Origin of the sequence: Ulvibacter litoralis, from assembly GCF_900102055.1 — a bacterium.
Taxonomy (GTDB): Bacteria; Bacteroidota; Bacteroidia; order Flavobacteriales; family Flavobacteriaceae; genus Ulvibacter; species Ulvibacter litoralis.
On record NZ_FNBA01000008.1, the window covers coordinates 21,158 to 35,874 of the forward strand.

19 protein-coding genes and 1 riboswitch are annotated in these 14,717 nt (G+C 36.2%); of the genes, 6 read left to right on the forward strand and 13 right to left on the reverse strand.

Going from position 1 to position 14,717, the window contains the following annotated elements:
- Window positions 1-75: 75 nt before the first annotated feature.
- The 9 genes from trpA to BLQ00_RS15865 form a co-directional block, all read right to left on the reverse strand.
- Complete coding sequence (gene trpA / locus BLQ00_RS15825) at window positions 76-843, reverse strand: tryptophan synthase subunit alpha (RefSeq protein WP_093145352.1); 768 nt, start codon at window positions 841-843, stop codon at window positions 76-78.
- 149 nt (window positions 844-992) lie between these two features.
- Window positions 993-2,174 carry a tryptophan synthase subunit beta gene (trpB, locus tag BLQ00_RS15830; RefSeq protein ID WP_093145296.1) on the reverse strand — a complete coding sequence of 394 codons (1,182 nt, stop codon included), beginning with the start codon at window positions 2,172-2,174 and terminating at the stop codon, window positions 993-995.
- On the reverse strand, window positions 2,164-2,778 hold the full coding sequence (locus tag BLQ00_RS15835) for a phosphoribosylanthranilate isomerase (protein ID WP_093145297.1): 615 nt from the start codon (window positions 2,776-2,778) through the stop codon (window positions 2,164-2,166). The genes trpB and BLQ00_RS15835 overlap by 11 nt, the downstream gene beginning before the upstream one ends.
- On the reverse strand, window positions 2,778-3,557 hold the full coding sequence (trpC, locus tag BLQ00_RS15840) for an indole-3-glycerol phosphate synthase TrpC (RefSeq protein WP_093145298.1): 780 nt from the start codon (window positions 3,555-3,557) through the stop codon (window positions 2,778-2,780). Before trpC ends, BLQ00_RS15835 begins: the two co-directional genes overlap by 1 nt.
- Window position 3,558: 1 nt before the next feature.
- The gene (gene trpD / locus BLQ00_RS15845; protein WP_093145299.1) at window positions 3,559-4,554 is read right to left on the reverse strand and encodes an anthranilate phosphoribosyltransferase; all 996 of its coding nucleotides are present in this window, start codon (window positions 4,552-4,554) and stop codon (window positions 3,559-3,561) included.
- Window positions 4,555-4,563: 9 nt separating this feature from the next.
- The gene (locus tag BLQ00_RS15850) at window positions 4,564-5,151 is read right to left on the reverse strand and encodes an anthranilate synthase component II (protein ID WP_093145300.1); all 588 of its coding nucleotides are present in this window, start codon (window positions 5,149-5,151) and stop codon (window positions 4,564-4,566) included.
- A 2-nt stretch (window positions 5,152-5,153) separates the two neighbouring features.
- Window positions 5,154-6,563, reverse strand: a complete 1,410-nt coding sequence (locus BLQ00_RS15855) for an anthranilate synthase component I family protein (protein WP_093145301.1) — start codon at window positions 6,561-6,563, stop codon at window positions 5,154-5,156.
- A 216-nt stretch (window positions 6,564-6,779) separates the two neighbouring features.
- The gene (locus tag BLQ00_RS15860) at window positions 6,780-7,346 is read right to left on the reverse strand and encodes a YceI family protein (RefSeq protein WP_093145302.1); all 567 of its coding nucleotides are present in this window, start codon (window positions 7,344-7,346) and stop codon (window positions 6,780-6,782) included.
- A 26-nt stretch (window positions 7,347-7,372) separates the two neighbouring features.
- Window positions 7,373-7,828 carry a MarR family winged helix-turn-helix transcriptional regulator gene (locus tag BLQ00_RS15865; protein WP_093145303.1) on the reverse strand — a complete coding sequence of 152 codons (456 nt, stop codon included), beginning with the start codon at window positions 7,826-7,828 and terminating at the stop codon, window positions 7,373-7,375.
- Between the two features lie 152 nt (window positions 7,829-7,980).
- Here BLQ00_RS15865 and BLQ00_RS15870 point away from each other — a divergent pair, with 152 nt between their 5' ends.
- The 5 genes from BLQ00_RS15870 to BLQ00_RS15890 all read left to right on the forward strand — a co-directional run bounded on the left by BLQ00_RS15870 (window position 7,981) and on the right by BLQ00_RS15890 (window position 10,501).
- Entirely contained in the window at window positions 7,981-8,511 is a 531-nt protein-coding gene (locus BLQ00_RS15870) for a TlpA disulfide reductase family protein (protein WP_093145304.1), read from the forward strand.
- Window positions 8,512-8,521: 10 nt separating this feature from the next.
- Window positions 8,522-9,154, forward strand: coding sequence for a thioredoxin family protein (locus BLQ00_RS15875; RefSeq protein WP_093145305.1), 633 nt, complete (start codon window positions 8,522-8,524; stop codon window positions 9,152-9,154).
- A gap of 114 nt (window positions 9,155-9,268) precedes the next feature.
- The gene (locus tag BLQ00_RS15880) at window positions 9,269-9,580 is read left to right on the forward strand and encodes a rhodanese-like domain-containing protein (RefSeq protein WP_093145306.1); all 312 of its coding nucleotides are present in this window, start codon (window positions 9,269-9,271) and stop codon (window positions 9,578-9,580) included.
- 11 nt (window positions 9,581-9,591) lie between these two features.
- A complete protein-coding gene (locus tag BLQ00_RS15885; protein ID WP_093145307.1) occupies window positions 9,592-9,996 on the forward strand; it encodes a rhodanese-like domain-containing protein in 405 nt (134 codons plus the stop codon).
- A 124-nt stretch (window positions 9,997-10,120) separates the two neighbouring features.
- A complete protein-coding gene (locus BLQ00_RS15890) occupies window positions 10,121-10,501 on the forward strand; it encodes a hypothetical protein (protein WP_093145308.1) in 381 nt (126 codons plus the stop codon).
- A 309-nt stretch (window positions 10,502-10,810) separates the two neighbouring features.
- On the opposite strand, the gene BLQ00_RS17480 is transcribed toward BLQ00_RS15890, so the two are convergent.
- The 4 genes from BLQ00_RS17480 to tssD are packed head-to-tail and all read right to left on the reverse strand — an operon-like array spanning window position 10,811 to window position 14,010.
- A complete protein-coding gene (locus BLQ00_RS17480) occupies window positions 10,811-11,308 on the reverse strand; it encodes a hypothetical protein (protein WP_139149438.1) in 498 nt (165 codons plus the stop codon).
- A 34-nt stretch (window positions 11,309-11,342) separates the two neighbouring features.
- Window positions 11,343-11,924 (reverse strand): hypothetical protein, encoded by a 582-nt coding sequence (locus BLQ00_RS15900; protein WP_139149439.1) that lies wholly within the window; start codon window positions 11,922-11,924, stop codon window positions 11,343-11,345.
- Complete coding sequence (locus BLQ00_RS15905; protein WP_093145311.1) at window positions 11,905-13,317, reverse strand: hypothetical protein; 1,413 nt, start codon at window positions 13,315-13,317, stop codon at window positions 11,905-11,907. Before BLQ00_RS15905 ends, BLQ00_RS15900 begins: the two co-directional genes overlap by 20 nt.
- A gap of 3 nt (window positions 13,318-13,320) precedes the next feature.
- A complete protein-coding gene (gene tssD, locus BLQ00_RS15910) occupies window positions 13,321-14,010 on the reverse strand; it encodes a type VI secretion system tube protein TssD (protein ID WP_093145312.1) in 690 nt (229 codons plus the stop codon).
- A 208-nt stretch (window positions 14,011-14,218) separates the two neighbouring features.
- Between tssD and BLQ00_RS15915 the strand changes: the two genes are divergently transcribed.
- The gene (locus BLQ00_RS15915) at window positions 14,219-14,500 is read left to right on the forward strand and encodes a DUF2188 domain-containing protein (protein ID WP_093145313.1); all 282 of its coding nucleotides are present in this window, start codon (window positions 14,219-14,221) and stop codon (window positions 14,498-14,500) included.
- Between the two features lie 101 nt (window positions 14,501-14,601).
- Window positions 14,602-14,694, forward strand: a riboswitch (TPP riboswitch).
- Window positions 14,695-14,717: the final 23 nt, after the last annotated feature.

Here is a 14,717-nt window from a genome sequence, read left to right on the forward strand (position 1 = left end):
AATTTTAGTTTTTTGGTTTATTTCAACTTACAAAATCAAAATCACAAAAACTATTAAGGGAATTATAAAGAAGGGTTAAAATGAACGAATACTCTTTACAAATTCTGAAATTCCAACAATTCCTTTTTCAGTGAGCATTTTAATAAAGGCACTTCCAATAATAGCTCCTTTTGCTTTCTTTGTTGCTTGATTGAAGGTAGTTGCATTACTAATTCCAAATCCGACAATTTGAGGATTCTTTAAGGCTAAAGCATCTATCTTATTGAAATATGTTTCTTGGGTGTTTTCAAAGGTTGTTTTGGCGCCTGTGGTTCCTGCACTACTAACCATGTAAATAAACCCTTTAGAAGCCTTGTCTATTTGTTGAATGCGTGCTTCAGTGGTTTGTGGTGTAATTAAAAAGATGTTGTACAAATCATATTTCTCAAATGTTTCTTTGTAGTGTGCTTCATATTCAGCTAAAGGAAGGTCCGGAAGTATGAGTCCGTCGATACCAACCTCTTTGCATTTTTTACAAAACGCATCTACACCGTATTGAAGTACGGGATTAAAATACCCCATGATGATTAACGGAATGGAAACTGTTTTCCGAATGTCTTTAAGCTGTTCGAAAAGAAGTTGTGTGGTCATTCCATTGTGTAGCGCCTGTGTCGAACTTGCTTGTATGGTTGGACCATCGGCAAGTGGATCGCTAAATGGCAATCCGATTTCTATTAAATCGACACCATTTTTTTCTAATTCTTCTATAATAGAAACAGTATCGTTTAGTTGTGGATATCCTGCCGTAAAGTAAATGGAAAGGATTTTTTTATCGTCTTGTATTCTTTGTTGAATTCTATTCATCATCTTTTTGCATTAGGGACCTGCCTTTTCTGGCAGGCAAGTTGAACGGTGTGTTTGAGCTCTTCTCCATAGCAGCGCTATGGGGGAAGCGAGTAGTGAAAGCCCGACCCTCCAAAGCTCAGAGAGCGACGGAGGGAAATGCCCATTCCTTATAAATTAAAATATGTAATGTATGTGTTTAAATCTTTATCGCCACGACCACTTAAATTGACTACTACAATATCGTCTGGTTTAAACTTTTTATCGTTAAAAATAGCGAGTGCATGACTCGACTCGATGGCAGGAATAATCCCTTCCAACTTGCATAAATCGAGCCCCGCTAGCATGGCTTCATCATCGGTAACCGATAAAAATTCGGCACGGCCTGAAGCAAATAAATGTGCATGCATAGGGCCAACGCCCGGATAATCTAAACCTGCCGAGATAGAATACGGTTCGGTAATCTGCCCGTCGGGGGTTTGCATTAACAACGTTTTACTACCGTGAATAACACCTACTTTTCCCAATACCGAAGTTGCCGCGCTCTCACCGCTGTGAACTCCTTTACCAGCAGCTTCAACTGCGATAAGGCTCACTTCTGGGATGTCTAAATACTCGTAAAAAGCACCTGCAGCATTACTTCCCCCGCCCACGCAGGCAATGACATAATCTGGATTTGAACGTCCCTCTTTTTCGGTGAGTTGGGTTTTAATTTCTTTGGAAATCACACTTTGAAAACGTGCCACCATATCTGGATAGGGATGAGGTCCCACCACACTTCCAATAATGTAATGCGTGTCTACAGGATTCGAAATCCAATCGCGAATGGCTTCGTTGGTTGCATCTTTAAGCGTTTTGCTCCCGCTCATAGCAGGAACTACAGTAGCGCCCAACATTTTCATACGCGCCACATTTGGTGCTTGTCGTTCAATGTCGATTTCGCCCATGTACACAATGCATTCTAAGCCCATTAAAGCACAAACGGTGGCTGTAGCAACACCGTGCTGTCCTGCGCCAGTTTCAGCAATAATTCGGGTTTTATTGAGGCGTTTTGCCATTAATATTTGACCAATGGTATTGTTTACTTTATGTGCACCTGTATGACATAAATCTTCTCGTTTTAGATAAATCTTTGTATTGTATTTTTCTGAAAGTCGTTTCGCAAAATACAAAGGAGTAGGACGTCCTACATATTCTTTAAGCAATTGCTGAAACTCTTCTTGAAACGATTCTTCTTGCATTACGGCAAGGTAGTTTGCGCGTAATTCTTCTACATTTGGATAGAGCATTTCTGGAATATAGGCGCCTCCAAATTCTCCGTAGTAGCCCATTTCGTCTGCGTTATAACTCATTTTTAAACTTTTTTAGATCGTGTATATTTTTTAAACCAGGTTGGCTTTCGAACTTGCTATTTACATCTATTGCGTAGATAGGAAGTTCTGTTTTTTGTATTTCTTTTAGTGCGTCTAGTTGCTCTAAACCAATACCTCCACTTAAAATGAAGGGTATTTTCGAAGGGTAGTCTTTTAGAATAGTCCAATCGAAAGTGTAACCGTTGCCACCTTTTTCTTTGCCTTTGGTGTCGAAGAGGAATTTGTCTGCGTACGGTTCGTACGCTGTTAGGATTGAAAAATCAAAGGCATCTTTAACGCTAAAGACTTTCCAGACTTGGACGTTGTTTTCTGCTTTAATTGTTTTGCAAAACTCGGGTGTTTCTTCTCCGTGTAATTGAATAACATCCAATTGGTATGTTTTTATTTTTTCTGAAATGAATGCTTCGGAAGCGTTTACAAAGACCCCTACTTTTTTTAGTTTTGAAGAAAGTTCGGGAAGTTGCGCAGTAAAGTTTCTCGGACTCCCCTCATAAAATATGAAACCCAAGTAGTCTGGCTGAAGGTTTGCTACTTCAGCGACATTGTGTTTTATTCCGCAGATTTTCAGTTTTAACGAACTCATTACAATTGTTTCATAAATTGAAGCGCACTCGCTCCAGGGTTTTCTGTTTTCATAAAATTTTCACCGATTAAGAATCCCTGAAAACCGTATTCTTTCAATGCTTTTATGTTTTCAATTGAGCTAATACCACTTTCAGAAACCTTTACAAATTCCGAAGGGATCAATTTGGATAAGCTTTTGCTTGTTTCTAAAGAGACTTCAAATGTTTTTAAATTCCGATTGTTCACACCAATCATATCGATGGTAGGAAACAACGATTTTTCAAGTTCCTCTTGATTATGGACTTCTAGCAACACATCTAATTGCAGATTTTTTGCAATGCTCGAGAATAGTTTTATTTCGTGAGCGTCTAAAATTGCTGCGATTAATAAAATGGCATCGGCACCATAGGCTTTTGCTTCGTAGATTTGATATGGATCTATGATAAATTCCTTCCGAAGAATTGGAAATGAAGTTGCTTTTCGAGCCACCAATAAATCGTCTAAAGAACCGCCAAAAAAGGGAGTGTCTGTTAAAACGGACATTCCGCTAACACCTGCTTTTTCGTATCCAACAGCCACATCTTGCACTAGCACTTTATCATTGATTACCGATTTGCTCGGCGAACGTCGTTTGTGCTCTGCGATAATTCCGATGGGAGCAGTGCGTAACGCTGTGGCTAATGAAACTGTTTCACGTTCAAAAAGGGTAGATAGCTCTAAACTTTTGATGGGGAAGGCTTCTTTTTTTGCTGAAACCTCTTTGGTTTTCTGCGCTGTTATTTGATCTAATATATTCATATTACTGAATGCTTAATGATTGTAAGGCAACTAACGATTTTAAAGCCTTCCCTGAGAATAATGAATCTTTTGCCTTTTCGAAAGCAGTTTCAAGAGTGCATTTTTCTACGACTGAAATTGCCATAGCCGCATTGGCACAAACCACATTGTTTTGTGCTTCTGTTCCGCTGCCATTCAAAACATTGATAAAAATTTGAGCCGATTCTGCAACAGAAGTTCCTCCATAAATATCGCTCTGCTTTATTTTTGGTACTCCAAAATCTGATGGATGTACTACTGTTTCCGAAGCATTTGTAATTACTTTAGTGGGTCCCGTTAATGAAATTTCGTCATAACCATCCATCGCGTGTAGCACCGCATAATTTTTAGAGCTGTTCTGATATAGATATCCATACATACGTGCTAGTTCCAAATCGAACACACCAACCAGTTGATTTTTAGGAAAGGCAGGGTTTACCATTGGTCCCAACATATTGAAAAATGTTTTGGTTCCCAATTCCTTCCGAATGGGAGCTACGTTTTTCATTGCAGGATGAAATAAAGGGGCGTGTAACACGCAAATTCCGGCCGTATCTAACGACTGTTTCAAAAAATCGATGTCGTTACTAAATTTTATCCCTAAATACTCCATCACATTACTACTTCCACTTACAGATGAAACACCGTAGTTTCCATGTTTTGTGACTTGAACACCTGCGCCGGCAGTTACGAAAGAAGCTAAGGTGGAAATGTTAAACGTATCCTTTCCGTCGCCCCCTGTACCACATAAATCGATGGTATTATAGTCGGATAAATCGACCGCAAGACAAAGGTCTAATAAGGCATCGCGAAACCCTTCCAATTCGTTAAGGGTCACGCTGCGCATCATATAAACGGTAAGAAAAGAAGCGATCTGACTGGTGTTGTATTTTCCTTCAGAAATAGAAACCAAGACGCCTCTAGCTTCCTCTTTGGTAAGTGGTTCGTGATTTATAAGTGTGTTTAAAATGTGTTTCATAGCTTCTTTTTAAAACGTTGGGACTTTACTTTCCGAAGTCACCCAGTTTTTAATAATTTGTTTCCCTTTTGGTGTAAGTACACTTTCTGGGTGAAATTGAACCCCACGCACATCGTAGAAGCGATGACGAAGCGACATAATTTGACCGTTTTCGTCTCTTGAAGTGACTTCTAACGTTTCTGGAAAGTTGGTATTAGAAACTACCCACGAATGGTAGCGACCGATTTCAATTTCGTTTTCTAGACCTTTAAAAAGCGGTTCATCGTTTACTAAAAGGGTTGCTTTGGTTGCAACGCCGTGAAAAACTTCACTAAGATTTTCGAGAGTACCTCCAAAAACTTCACCAATGGCTTGTTGTCCTAGGCACACTCCTAAAATACTTTTAGAGGTTGCATATTGTTTGATAACGTCTTTCAATAATCCTGCTTCGTCTGGAATTCCAGGACCTGGAGAAAGTAAAATTTTATCATAGTGAGCAACTTCTTCCAAGTCGAAACGATCGTTTCTAAGTACGGTTACTTCACAGTCTAGTTCTTCCAAATAATGCACTAAATTGTACACAAAACTGTCGTAATTATCTATTACTAATACTTTCATATTTATAGGGTTTCAGCAAGTTGTAGTGCTTTTGTTAAGGCTCCTAATTTGTTATATACTTCTTGTAATTCTTTTTCTTCGTCACTACTTGAAACGACACCCGCGCCTGCTTGGTAGTTTAGTTTATGATCTTTACTTACAAAAGAACGGATGATAATGGCGTGGTTGTAATTTCCTTTAAAGTCCATAAAACCAATAGCACCTCCATAAAATTCTCGGTTTATGTTTTCGTATTCTTCCAGTAATTTCATGGCGTTGTGTTTCGGTGCGCCACTTAATGTTCCTGCAGGGAATGTGTCGGCTACAATTTGCATGGTTGGCGTTCCTGGGTTTTTGGTGGCTGTCACTTTACTAACCAAGTGAATCACATGCGAGAAAAATTGTACTTCTCGGTAGGTTTCTACTTTTACATTGCTTCCATGTCTGCTTAAATCGTTTCTTGCCAAATCGACTAGCATGACGTGTTCGCTATTCTCTTTTTTATCTGCGGAAAGTTGTTTCGAAAGTTCGGCATCTTGTTCGTCATTTCCGGTACGTTTGAAGGTTCCGGCGATGGGATGAATTTCGGCGCGATCTCCACTCACCACTAGTTGGGCTTCAGGAGAGCTTCCGAATATTTTGAATTTTCCGTAGTCGAAAAAGAAAAGATAGGGGGAAGGGTTTACACTTCGTAAGGCGCGGTATACATTAAACTCATCGCCTGTAAATTCTTGTGTAAATCGTTTGCTCGGTACAATTTGAAACACATCACCTCGTTGGCAGTGCTCTTTGCATTTACGTACCAATTTTTTAAAACCTTCGTCGTCTAAATTTGTAGTGGGTTCGCCTTTTCGCAAAAAAGGATATTCAGCAAAATTCTTTGACCTTAAAAGTTGTTCTAACTTCGGAATGTTATTTTCAGTATTGAAACAGTGTGCAAACAGATAAGCTTCATTGTTAAAATGATTGATAGCAATTACATTTTGATACACGGCATAATACATATCGGGCATTCCCAATTTTGATTTGCTTTTATCGATAGCGACACTTTCAAAATAGCGAACAGAATCGTACGCCATATATCCAAAGAGACCGTTGTTTATAAACTTAAACGCGTTGTCTTCCGAAGAAAAAGAGCTCGCAAATGCTTCCAAAACCAAGGGTACATTTGTTTCCGAAGTAATTGTTGTTTCTGAAGATGTTCCATCAGGGAATTGCTGAGTTATTACTTCATTTTCAATTTTAATAAAGGCGATGGGATTGCAACAAATATAACTGAAGCTATTATCGTTTGCATGATAATCGCTACTTTCTAGCAATAGACTGTTTGGGAATTTATCGCGCAGTCTCAGGTATACCGAAACAGGTGTTAAGGTGTCTGCCAATAGCTTTTTGGAATAGCTAGTAAGGTGATATTTCGATTTGTTTTTCATTTTTATAGTAATGTATGCTGATGCTAAATGGTTGTTTTTTAAACAAAAAAAAAGGCTTGTCGTGTTAGACAAGCCTTTGTATATAGAGTATACTAATAGTGCTTAGCTCACGACTTTTGACGTAAGTTTTTCCACCACCAAGTATTTACTGTTATTGTATTCATATATTGAACTTCAAAGATATAAATGAAATTTAGAATGACAAATTAAAGTTCCTTAAAATTTTAGAACTACGTCTAATTCAAATTTATTAGAGATCGCATTGTCTCCTAAGCTATCAAAGAAATCGCCAGATCCGTATTTGATTCCGTATTTCGTACGGTCAACTTTTACTGAAGTGCTAGCGCCACTATCACCCATTTCTAAATCAAAATCAATAGATTCTGTAACCCCTTTAATCATTAGGTCACCAGTTACGGCATAAGTGTTTCCAGATTTAGTTGCTTTTTTAATCGTTAATGTTGCAATAGGATGGTTTTCAACACCAAAAAAATCATCACTTTTTAAGTGACCTTCCAATTTTCCTTTCGTATCACCTTCTAAGTCTGTACAAACAATAGTTGTCATATCTACAATAAACTCACCACCGGTTAAAGCATCACCATCCATCTCTAGGTATCCACTTTTAAGGTCGATAGTTCCAGTGTGTGATCCTAAAATTTTCTTTCCTTTCCAAGTGATTGTTCCTTCTTTAACTTCTTTTCTTTCGATTGTTGAAGTTGTAAATGCGGCAGTTCCAAATACGACTGCGAGTACTAATAGTGTTTTAATTGTTGTTTTCATTTTTATTTGTATTAATAGTTATTGTTTTAAGAATCTCGTAATGTGTCTAATAAATGATTAAAATCTTCTAATTGTTGTTGAGAAAGATTGTTTAATGCCTTTTCATTTGCTTGTTCCGTAATAGGGTCAAGCGTTTCTAATAGTAGTAGTCCCTCTTTTGTGATAAAAATTTCAACCTTCCGTCTATTTAATTTGCAGGTGTTTCGGTTTACCCACCCTTTTTTTATCAGTTTATCTACCAAGCGTGTGGTGTTACTGTTTTTATCTACCATTCTTTCTTGAAGGGTTGATAGGTTTGCGGGACTTCCTTTCTGACCTCTTAAAATACGAAGTACATTAAACTGTTGTGGTGTTAAGTCGTAAGGTTTCAATGCAGAAACTACTGCTTCTTCAATAATACGAGAGGTGTACATTAAATTAATCACCGTTTTGGTGGTGATGGACATTTTGTTTTTAGATTTTATAACTTCTTCAATCTTCATAGTTGTTGCTACAATAGTTGTAGATACAAATGTACTGCTTTTTACTTCTGAAAATTTATTTTAACATAATTTTAATTTGATTTTTGATGGGATGCTCATAATCTATTGTTAAAGGGTTTCTGAAATAGATTTTCAATGAATATTTTTAGTGCATGAAAAACATATTCTTATTAATGGTCTTGGTGGTGCTTCAATCCTGTCATGAAGGAAAGAAAGAGGTTTCTTCTGAAGCAATACACGTTGATGAAACTGTAAATCCTTCCGAAGAAAAAATACCGAGTTATAATTTTGACGAATTGGAGCCTTTACTCAACCGTAAGGATGACACAACTTATGTGGTTAATTTTTGGGCCACTTGGTGTAAACCTTGTATTGAAGAATTGCCTGCTTTTGAACAATTGAATGAAACCTATGCCGATCAAAAAGTGAAGGTGATTTTGGTAAGCCTTGATTTTCCTGAAAAGTTAACATCGCAAGTCATTCCTTTTATAGAAAAAAATAACATCCAATCGGAAGTGGTATTGTTAGACGATACAAATGCAAATCGTTGGATTCCGAAAGTTTCTGAAACATGGAGTGGTGCGATTCCGGCAACCTTAATTTATAAAAATAACGAACGAAAATTTTACGAACAATCATTTAGTTTTGAAACCCTTGAAACCGAAGTTAAATCAATTTTATAAAAAATAAATCATGAAAAAAAGAGCCGCTTATTTAGTAGTACTAGTAGCAATCGTTGGAACGGTTGTGTTTAGTAGTTTTAAAAATTCAGAAACAGCACCAATATCAAATGGGTATACGATTGGAGATGAAGCTACCGATTTTAAATTAAAAGATGTGGATGGTAGCATGGTTTCTTTAGCAGATTATAAAGATGCAAAAGGATTTATCGTAATTTTTACCTGTAATACTTGTCCGTTTGCAGTTGCGAGTGAGGATCGAATTATCGCATTGGATGAAAAATATAATAGCAAAGGATATCCTGTAATTGCAATTAACCCGAACGATCCTAAAGTACAACCAGACGATACCTATGAATTAATGCAAGAGAAAGCAGAAGAGAAAGAATTTAACTTCCCGTATTTATACGATGCAAAAGATAAAATTTATGCTGCTTATGGAGCAACAAAAACACCACACGTATATTTGTTACAGAAAGAAAACGGCAAAAATATTGTAAAATACATTGGTGCAATTGATGATAACGTACGTGACGCAGCTGGAGTAAAAGAGCAATTTTTAGCAAATGCAATTGAAGAATTGTTAGCAGGAAAAGAAGTAACTGTAAAAGAAACCAAAGCAATTGGTTGTTCTGTGAAGGTTTAACTATTTCTCATACTGTATATAAAAACCGAAATCGTTGTAACGTTTTCGGTTTTTTTATGTCTAAGAAGAAACTGAATTCTTATTTTTACTGAAAATTTATAAATACTAGCAACAATGGCAGATTTGACACAGACACAATGGAGCGAACAATTAGCAAACGATGATAACGCGGTAATTTTGGATGTTCGTACTGAAGCAGAAGTGAGCGAAGGAAGTATTCCTAATAGAATCCATATGGATATATTTAATGCAGGTCCGTTTATGGATGCAGCAAAAAAGATGGATGCTTCTAAAAATTACTATGTATATTGTCGTTCTGGAGGCAGAAGCGGACAAGCTTGTGCTATTCTAAATTCATTAGGTTTTAAAAACACCTATAACCTTATGGGTGGATTTATGGAATGGGAAGGTGAAACAACAGTTTAATTAAAACACGTATGAAAAAAATATTCTTTTTAGTTTTAGTAGGGGTGTCTTTAACCTTTTTGGGGTGTAAAAACAAAGAAACTTCCTCTGTAATGAAGGTTGTAACGCCACAAGAGGTGTATGATGCTGTTTATAACAGTAATGATTCTAGTGCACAATTGGTAGATGTTAGAACGCAAGAAGAATATGGTGTGAGTCATTTAAAAGACGCACAGAATATTTGTGTGACAACGTCCGATTTTCAAGAAAAAGTAAAAACCTTAGATAAAAACAAGCCTGTTTACTTGTATTGTAAACGAGGTGGAAGAAGTGCAAAAGCAGCAAAAATTTTAACTGATTTAGGCTTCACAAAAGTATATGACCTTCAAGGAGGGATTACCAATTGGGAGGATAAAGGCATGGAAACTGAAAAATAAGTTTCTCAGTCCTTAAATTCTTTAACATAGCCTTATTCAGGGAGTTAAATTGAAGCTAAACTTCAATCTAACTCCTTTTTTTTCGTCTGATAATACCTAATTTTATTCCATAGAAAGTCGAGTTATGGAAAATTCAAATAAATTAGTGAATCAAAAAATGCGGGAGCTTATAGAAGTAAGCTGCGATATAGAAAATTCTGGAGATACTTATTATAGTTTACACAAATCGTTATTAAAGTTTTTCTTTAATGCGATTGCAGTAACCATAGATTACGATAAAAAGCTTATTTCTTTGTGGAATTCAAAGCCTACTAGAAAAGTTGATTTTAAATTATACGGTATCGATGAGGCTGTTTCAGCAAAAGTGAATTACACGAATTTGGAAGACACTTTAAAAGGATGTTTGGAAGAAGGGGAGAAGCAAGAGCGATTTTATAGAAGCTTATTAGCGTTTTACAGTCAGAAAAGCTCAACAGGTGCAAGCTCTAATTTTAAGAGTGCATAGCGTTTCTTCAGGCGTTCATCATATTAGATACGAAACCATTATTTTTTGAGTACTCAAAAAATAATGGTTTTCTATTTCTTTTAAAATGTAAGGAAGGTAACTTAAGTTCTCTCCTTAATTTCAACAATAATTCCTATAATAAGACAAGTAACAATTGCTCCGATAACTAAACCGCCTACGCCCATTTTGTGTGTTTTTTAGATTAATTTGAGGTGCAAAGGTATAAAAATAGAAAGGGAGTTTTTTAATAAAAAAGAAAGTTTATTAGGAACTCAATTTTTTAATAGGTCAATAGTTTAAACTTACATACTACCAATCTTTATAAAAATCTGCGGTGTGAACTGGCGTGTAATCAATTTTAGGGTTTTCTAAAAATCGAAAATCAATGTAACTATTTTCTATGTTCTTTTTGTTGATGTAAAAGGTTGTTTCTTTCTGTTGATAAAATTTGATGCCTAGCCAATCTCCATCAACATATAGAGTTGTTAAAAATTCAATGGTTTCCCCTTTGTATGAAATCGGTATTGTAAGATCACTTTTGTATTCATTTACTTTTTTAAACTCAAAAAATCCATCCTTTCTCACCGCATTAGGATTTATTTTATTTCCGTACATGTCTACCATGATCTCCTTTTTCCAGCTACGATGCTTAATAGCGATGGTGGATACATCTAGAGTGAAAGAATCACACTCTTTTTTTAATTCCTGGAGGATATCATGGTCAATACGATTCTTATCCTCTAAATTAAAGTAATTGAGTAGTGTGAGAAAGCCTAGTAAAAAAAGGGATGCTATTATGGTGAGCAACAGTTAACGGTATTTAGGAGGTTTGTATTCTTGTTTACCTAGCTACTGGGATTTTAACGGGTTTTTCAAAACCAGGACTAGATTTGTCTTTTAAAAAATGAATTTCTAAACTATCTTTTGCTATAATGGCTTTTATCAGGTTTCGTTGGTTGGGTTTTAAGTTATTTATGTATTCAACTGGAATAGAATCGTTGATTATTTCCCCTTTTTTATTGATAAATAGTTCTTTTAGCGACTCTTGATAAACTAAAGACTTATTTGTTATGTGGTGATTAGAAGTTATGATAAATGTTTTTAAATCTCCTTTTTTTATGAGATTTTTCTTAAAGTGTGTATCGTGTAATTTACCATTTTTCAATTCAAATACTCTAGCACTCGATAGGTCTCTAATTTGCTGGACGCTTTCTAAAAAAATATCATAAGATTTTGTGTTCTCTATTTGTATTTTTTGAGGAACATTTAAACGCCACAGAACTTCTTTTTCACCATCATAATCAAAGTAAATAGGTAGTTCGGATTGTAGTTCTGTTACTACAATTTCTTTTTGTTTAGTACAGCTTGTAGTACTAAGTAGTACAAAAGCAATTATTTGAAATTTAAGATAAATACTCATCATAAAATATGGTTTCGAGAACTTCTATATACTTTTCCTTTGATTGACTGTATGAAATTCTATAGAGAATGTTTATAAATTTTGTGTCATTTTTTGTTTGATTATGTGAGGCTTGTCTTGCCTCTCTTAAAGTAATATAAGTTCCTTTAAGAATTTCATTAGTAACTCCTGTTGAGAACTTTTCAAGTCTAAATGCATACTCCTCATTATGCCCCCAGTCGCTAACAAATTTACGAATTCCCTCAATACCTTTTGTCTTAGCGACTTGCAATTCTTGCTGAACCACTTCTTCCATAAAAATGTCATCTTCTTGCTTCATTTGTTTTACCAAAAGACCCGCTACAGAATTAACCAACGCAAAAGTGCTTCCAAGTGTGCCAAGACCTCCCATTCCGAGAGATCCAAGAGGTGAATTTGTATCTAGTTCGTCTTCCATTCCAAACTTCAGCAAATCAAAAAAATCTAAGCCTGTATCAAAATTTTTTAAAAAACCCAATACGCGAACTCGCTTTCCAGATTGAGTAAAATAATCGTACTGACTAATCCCTTTGGTGGTTTCTGTAGCATTCCCCCAGTTTTTTCTTTTCTTTAATTCTTCCATAAAGACTCCGTCATTGGTATAGGTGTCAGTTTTAAAAATTTCTGCATTTATATTGGTTTGCACTCGCCCCGTATTTGTAACCAAGCTCCCTCTTTGGAGTTTTGTGAGTGCTATGTCGCTTATTTTGAGTTCCATCTTTTTCTTGGCAAAATCTATTGCTTTGGATGTGATTTTCCCTTTGACTTTTCCCATTATAAATTTCATGAGGAGTAACGGACTTCCATCCTTGCTAAGTAATTCTGGGAGGTTGTGTCCGAGAGCAGGGGGTTTAAAGTAAAGCGTTCTGTCAGATTGCCGTACTTTTAAATAGTCTTCTTTCTTATTCGGAAGTGATTTTTTCAAGGAACCATAAACCACTTCCCAGTAAAGCTCAATCGCTTCGTCTAACGAAAACCAAACATCGTGATCGTCCTTGATAATACCCTGCCATTTTTCATTTAGAAAAAGCGCAACCGTGGCAATGCGCTTGTTTCCTTTTTGTTCAATAGAAGTTTTTTTTAGGACCGCATCATCGGGGAATTTACGATCATCAGGATCTATGATGTCACTAAAAATAAAACCGCCACTCCCATTATAATCAAACTCCGCAAGATTTAGTTCTAATTCTTGGCCGACAGCAATTCCTTTTACTTCCACATGAAAATAAACGGTTTCGCCAAGTTTCGATTTTTGCAAAAGTGTTTTTCCTTCCTTGTCGCTTGTCCACCAACCTTCAATAAACTCCGGTTTGGCGATGGTAATGCTCACCGACTTGACTTCTCCTTCTAGGTTAACTGTAAATGTGTTTCTTCCCATGCCTTAGTTTTGTTGCGCGATGATGTCGAGTTCTAGTTTCTCCAAATCTGTTGTAATGGTATATGCTGAAAGTGTGTCGTTCTCTAACCGTTGTCCGTTGTGTAGAAAGTCGTGAGTCTTGTCTTTGATGGATATACTGATGTTTTTCCCAACTGCATTTTTGGTTTCAATATGCAACTGTATTTTAGCTCCTGTTTCATATTCTTTCAATTCGTTGCCATTTTCATCGGTAATGAAATAAGAAATCAGTTCGGCTTTATGGTACGGTATAGGGGGCATGCTATTTTGAGTATTCAGATCGGTAACCTTCCAGAATTTTTCAAATAGTACTAATCCGTCTAGTTTCAGAATCGCAGGAGACAAAATAATACGATTGGTCATTGGTCGATTGTTAACCGAATTAAAACTCACTTTATTTTTCAAGCAGTGTACATCAATAAGGTCGAAGGTTCTACTTTTTCCGTCCATGCGAACAGAAGACTGTACAATTTTCGCTTGCTTCATCATGTTTGGCTGTATGGCCCATTCAGAGAAGAGTTCGTCTTTGGTGCTTTCTAGAGTGATTTCAAAAAGGCCTCCAATGGTTTTAGAGGAAGGTTTTCCTAAAAAATCATAAGGTCGTTTAAAAGCTAATTGGTAGTTAAGAATGTTGAATTGCTTATCATCAACATGCAATCTCGCAATGATACTCATAGGATGAGGTGGGTCTTTGCGGGGAGAAGAAGTACTAAAACTACGAAACTATTTCAAAATAGAGAAAAGTTTTATGTCTAGCTTCATGATTTATCACCTCTCTTTACGAGTAGTTATTTGTGACGTACGTTTGAAAGTTGTTACTTTATAGGCGAGTTCTATTTTTCAGAAAAAAAAAGAGCTAATTCAATAAAAAAACAAACCATACATGCCCAAAACGACCAAGAATTCATGGTTTACAGCCTTCCGTGAAATAATTGAAGTGCTCTTAAAAAGCATGAACAAACGCAAAAGAACGTGGCATCAACATGTGGTGCCCTACGAAGACGATTGGGCAGTACGACGCGAAGGCAATAAACGAATCACATCTAAACACAGGCGCCAAGATACTGCCATTAAAAAAGCCAAACAACTCGCTAGAAAACACAAAGCCGATGTCATTATCCACAGGCAAGACGGTACCATACGCGATCGTATTAATTATGAATAAGATATAGTTTATAACAGACTTACTTTAAACACTACATTTGAAGCTTCGTGTTCAGAATTCTAAATTAAAGTAAAATAAACACCATTTTTTGACTATTTTTGATGTGGCTTTAGGGGTATTCTGTAAAGAATTGAGACAGTCCCTTTGAACCTGATCCAGTTCACACTGGCGTAGGGAAAAGTTTGAAGAACATTTCTTCCTTTTATAGTATCTTTCT

Coding starts and splice junctions, on each gene's coding strand:
- BLQ00_RS15875 (WP_093145305.1), top strand. CDS start 8,522: ATGAAAAAAAGAGCCGCTTATTTAGTAGTACTAGTAGCAATCGTTGGA.
- BLQ00_RS15905 (WP_093145311.1), bottom strand. CDS start 13,317: ATGGGAAGAAACACATTTACAGTTAACCTAGAAGGAGAAGTCAAGTCG.
- trpB (WP_093145296.1), bottom strand. CDS start 2,174: ATGAGTTATAACGCAGACGAAATGGGCTACTACGGAGAATTTGGAGGC.
- BLQ00_RS15850 (WP_093145300.1), bottom strand. CDS start 5,151: ATGAAAGTATTAGTAATAGATAATTACGACAGTTTTGTGTACAATTTA.
- BLQ00_RS15885 (WP_093145307.1), top strand. CDS start 9,592: ATGAAAAAAATATTCTTTTTAGTTTTAGTAGGGGTGTCTTTAACCTTT.
- trpC (WP_093145298.1), bottom strand. CDS start 3,557: ATGAATATATTAGATCAAATAACAGCGCAGAAAACCAAAGAGGTTTCA.
- BLQ00_RS15865 (WP_093145303.1), bottom strand. CDS start 7,828: ATGAAGATTGAAGAAGTTATAAAATCTAAAAACAAAATGTCCATCACC.
- BLQ00_RS15890 (WP_093145308.1), top strand. CDS start 10,121: ATGGAAAATTCAAATAAATTAGTGAATCAAAAAATGCGGGAGCTTATA.
- trpD (WP_093145299.1), bottom strand. CDS start 4,554: ATGAAACACATTTTAAACACACTTATAAATCACGAACCACTTACCAAA.
- BLQ00_RS15860 (WP_093145302.1), bottom strand. CDS start 7,346: ATGAAAACAACAATTAAAACACTATTAGTACTCGCAGTCGTATTTGGA.
- BLQ00_RS15835 (WP_093145297.1), bottom strand. CDS start 2,778: ATGAGTTCGTTAAAACTGAAAATCTGCGGAATAAAACACAATGTCGCT.
- BLQ00_RS15880 (WP_093145306.1), top strand. CDS start 9,269: ATGGCAGATTTGACACAGACACAATGGAGCGAACAATTAGCAAACGAT.
- tssD (WP_093145312.1), bottom strand. CDS start 14,010: ATGAGTATCATTGCGAGATTGCATGTTGATGATAAGCAATTCAACATT.
- trpA (WP_093145352.1), bottom strand. CDS start 843: ATGAATAGAATTCAACAAAGAATACAAGACGATAAAAAAATCCTTTCC.
- BLQ00_RS15900 (WP_139149439.1), bottom strand. CDS start 11,924: ATGATGAGTATTTATCTTAAATTTCAAATAATTGCTTTTGTACTACTT.
- BLQ00_RS15870 (WP_093145304.1), top strand. CDS start 7,981: ATGAAAAACATATTCTTATTAATGGTCTTGGTGGTGCTTCAATCCTGT.
- BLQ00_RS15915 (WP_093145313.1), top strand. CDS start 14,219: ATGCCCAAAACGACCAAGAATTCATGGTTTACAGCCTTCCGTGAAATA.
- BLQ00_RS15855 (WP_093145301.1), bottom strand. CDS start 6,563: ATGAAAAACAAATCGAAATATCACCTTACTAGCTATTCCAAAAAGCTA.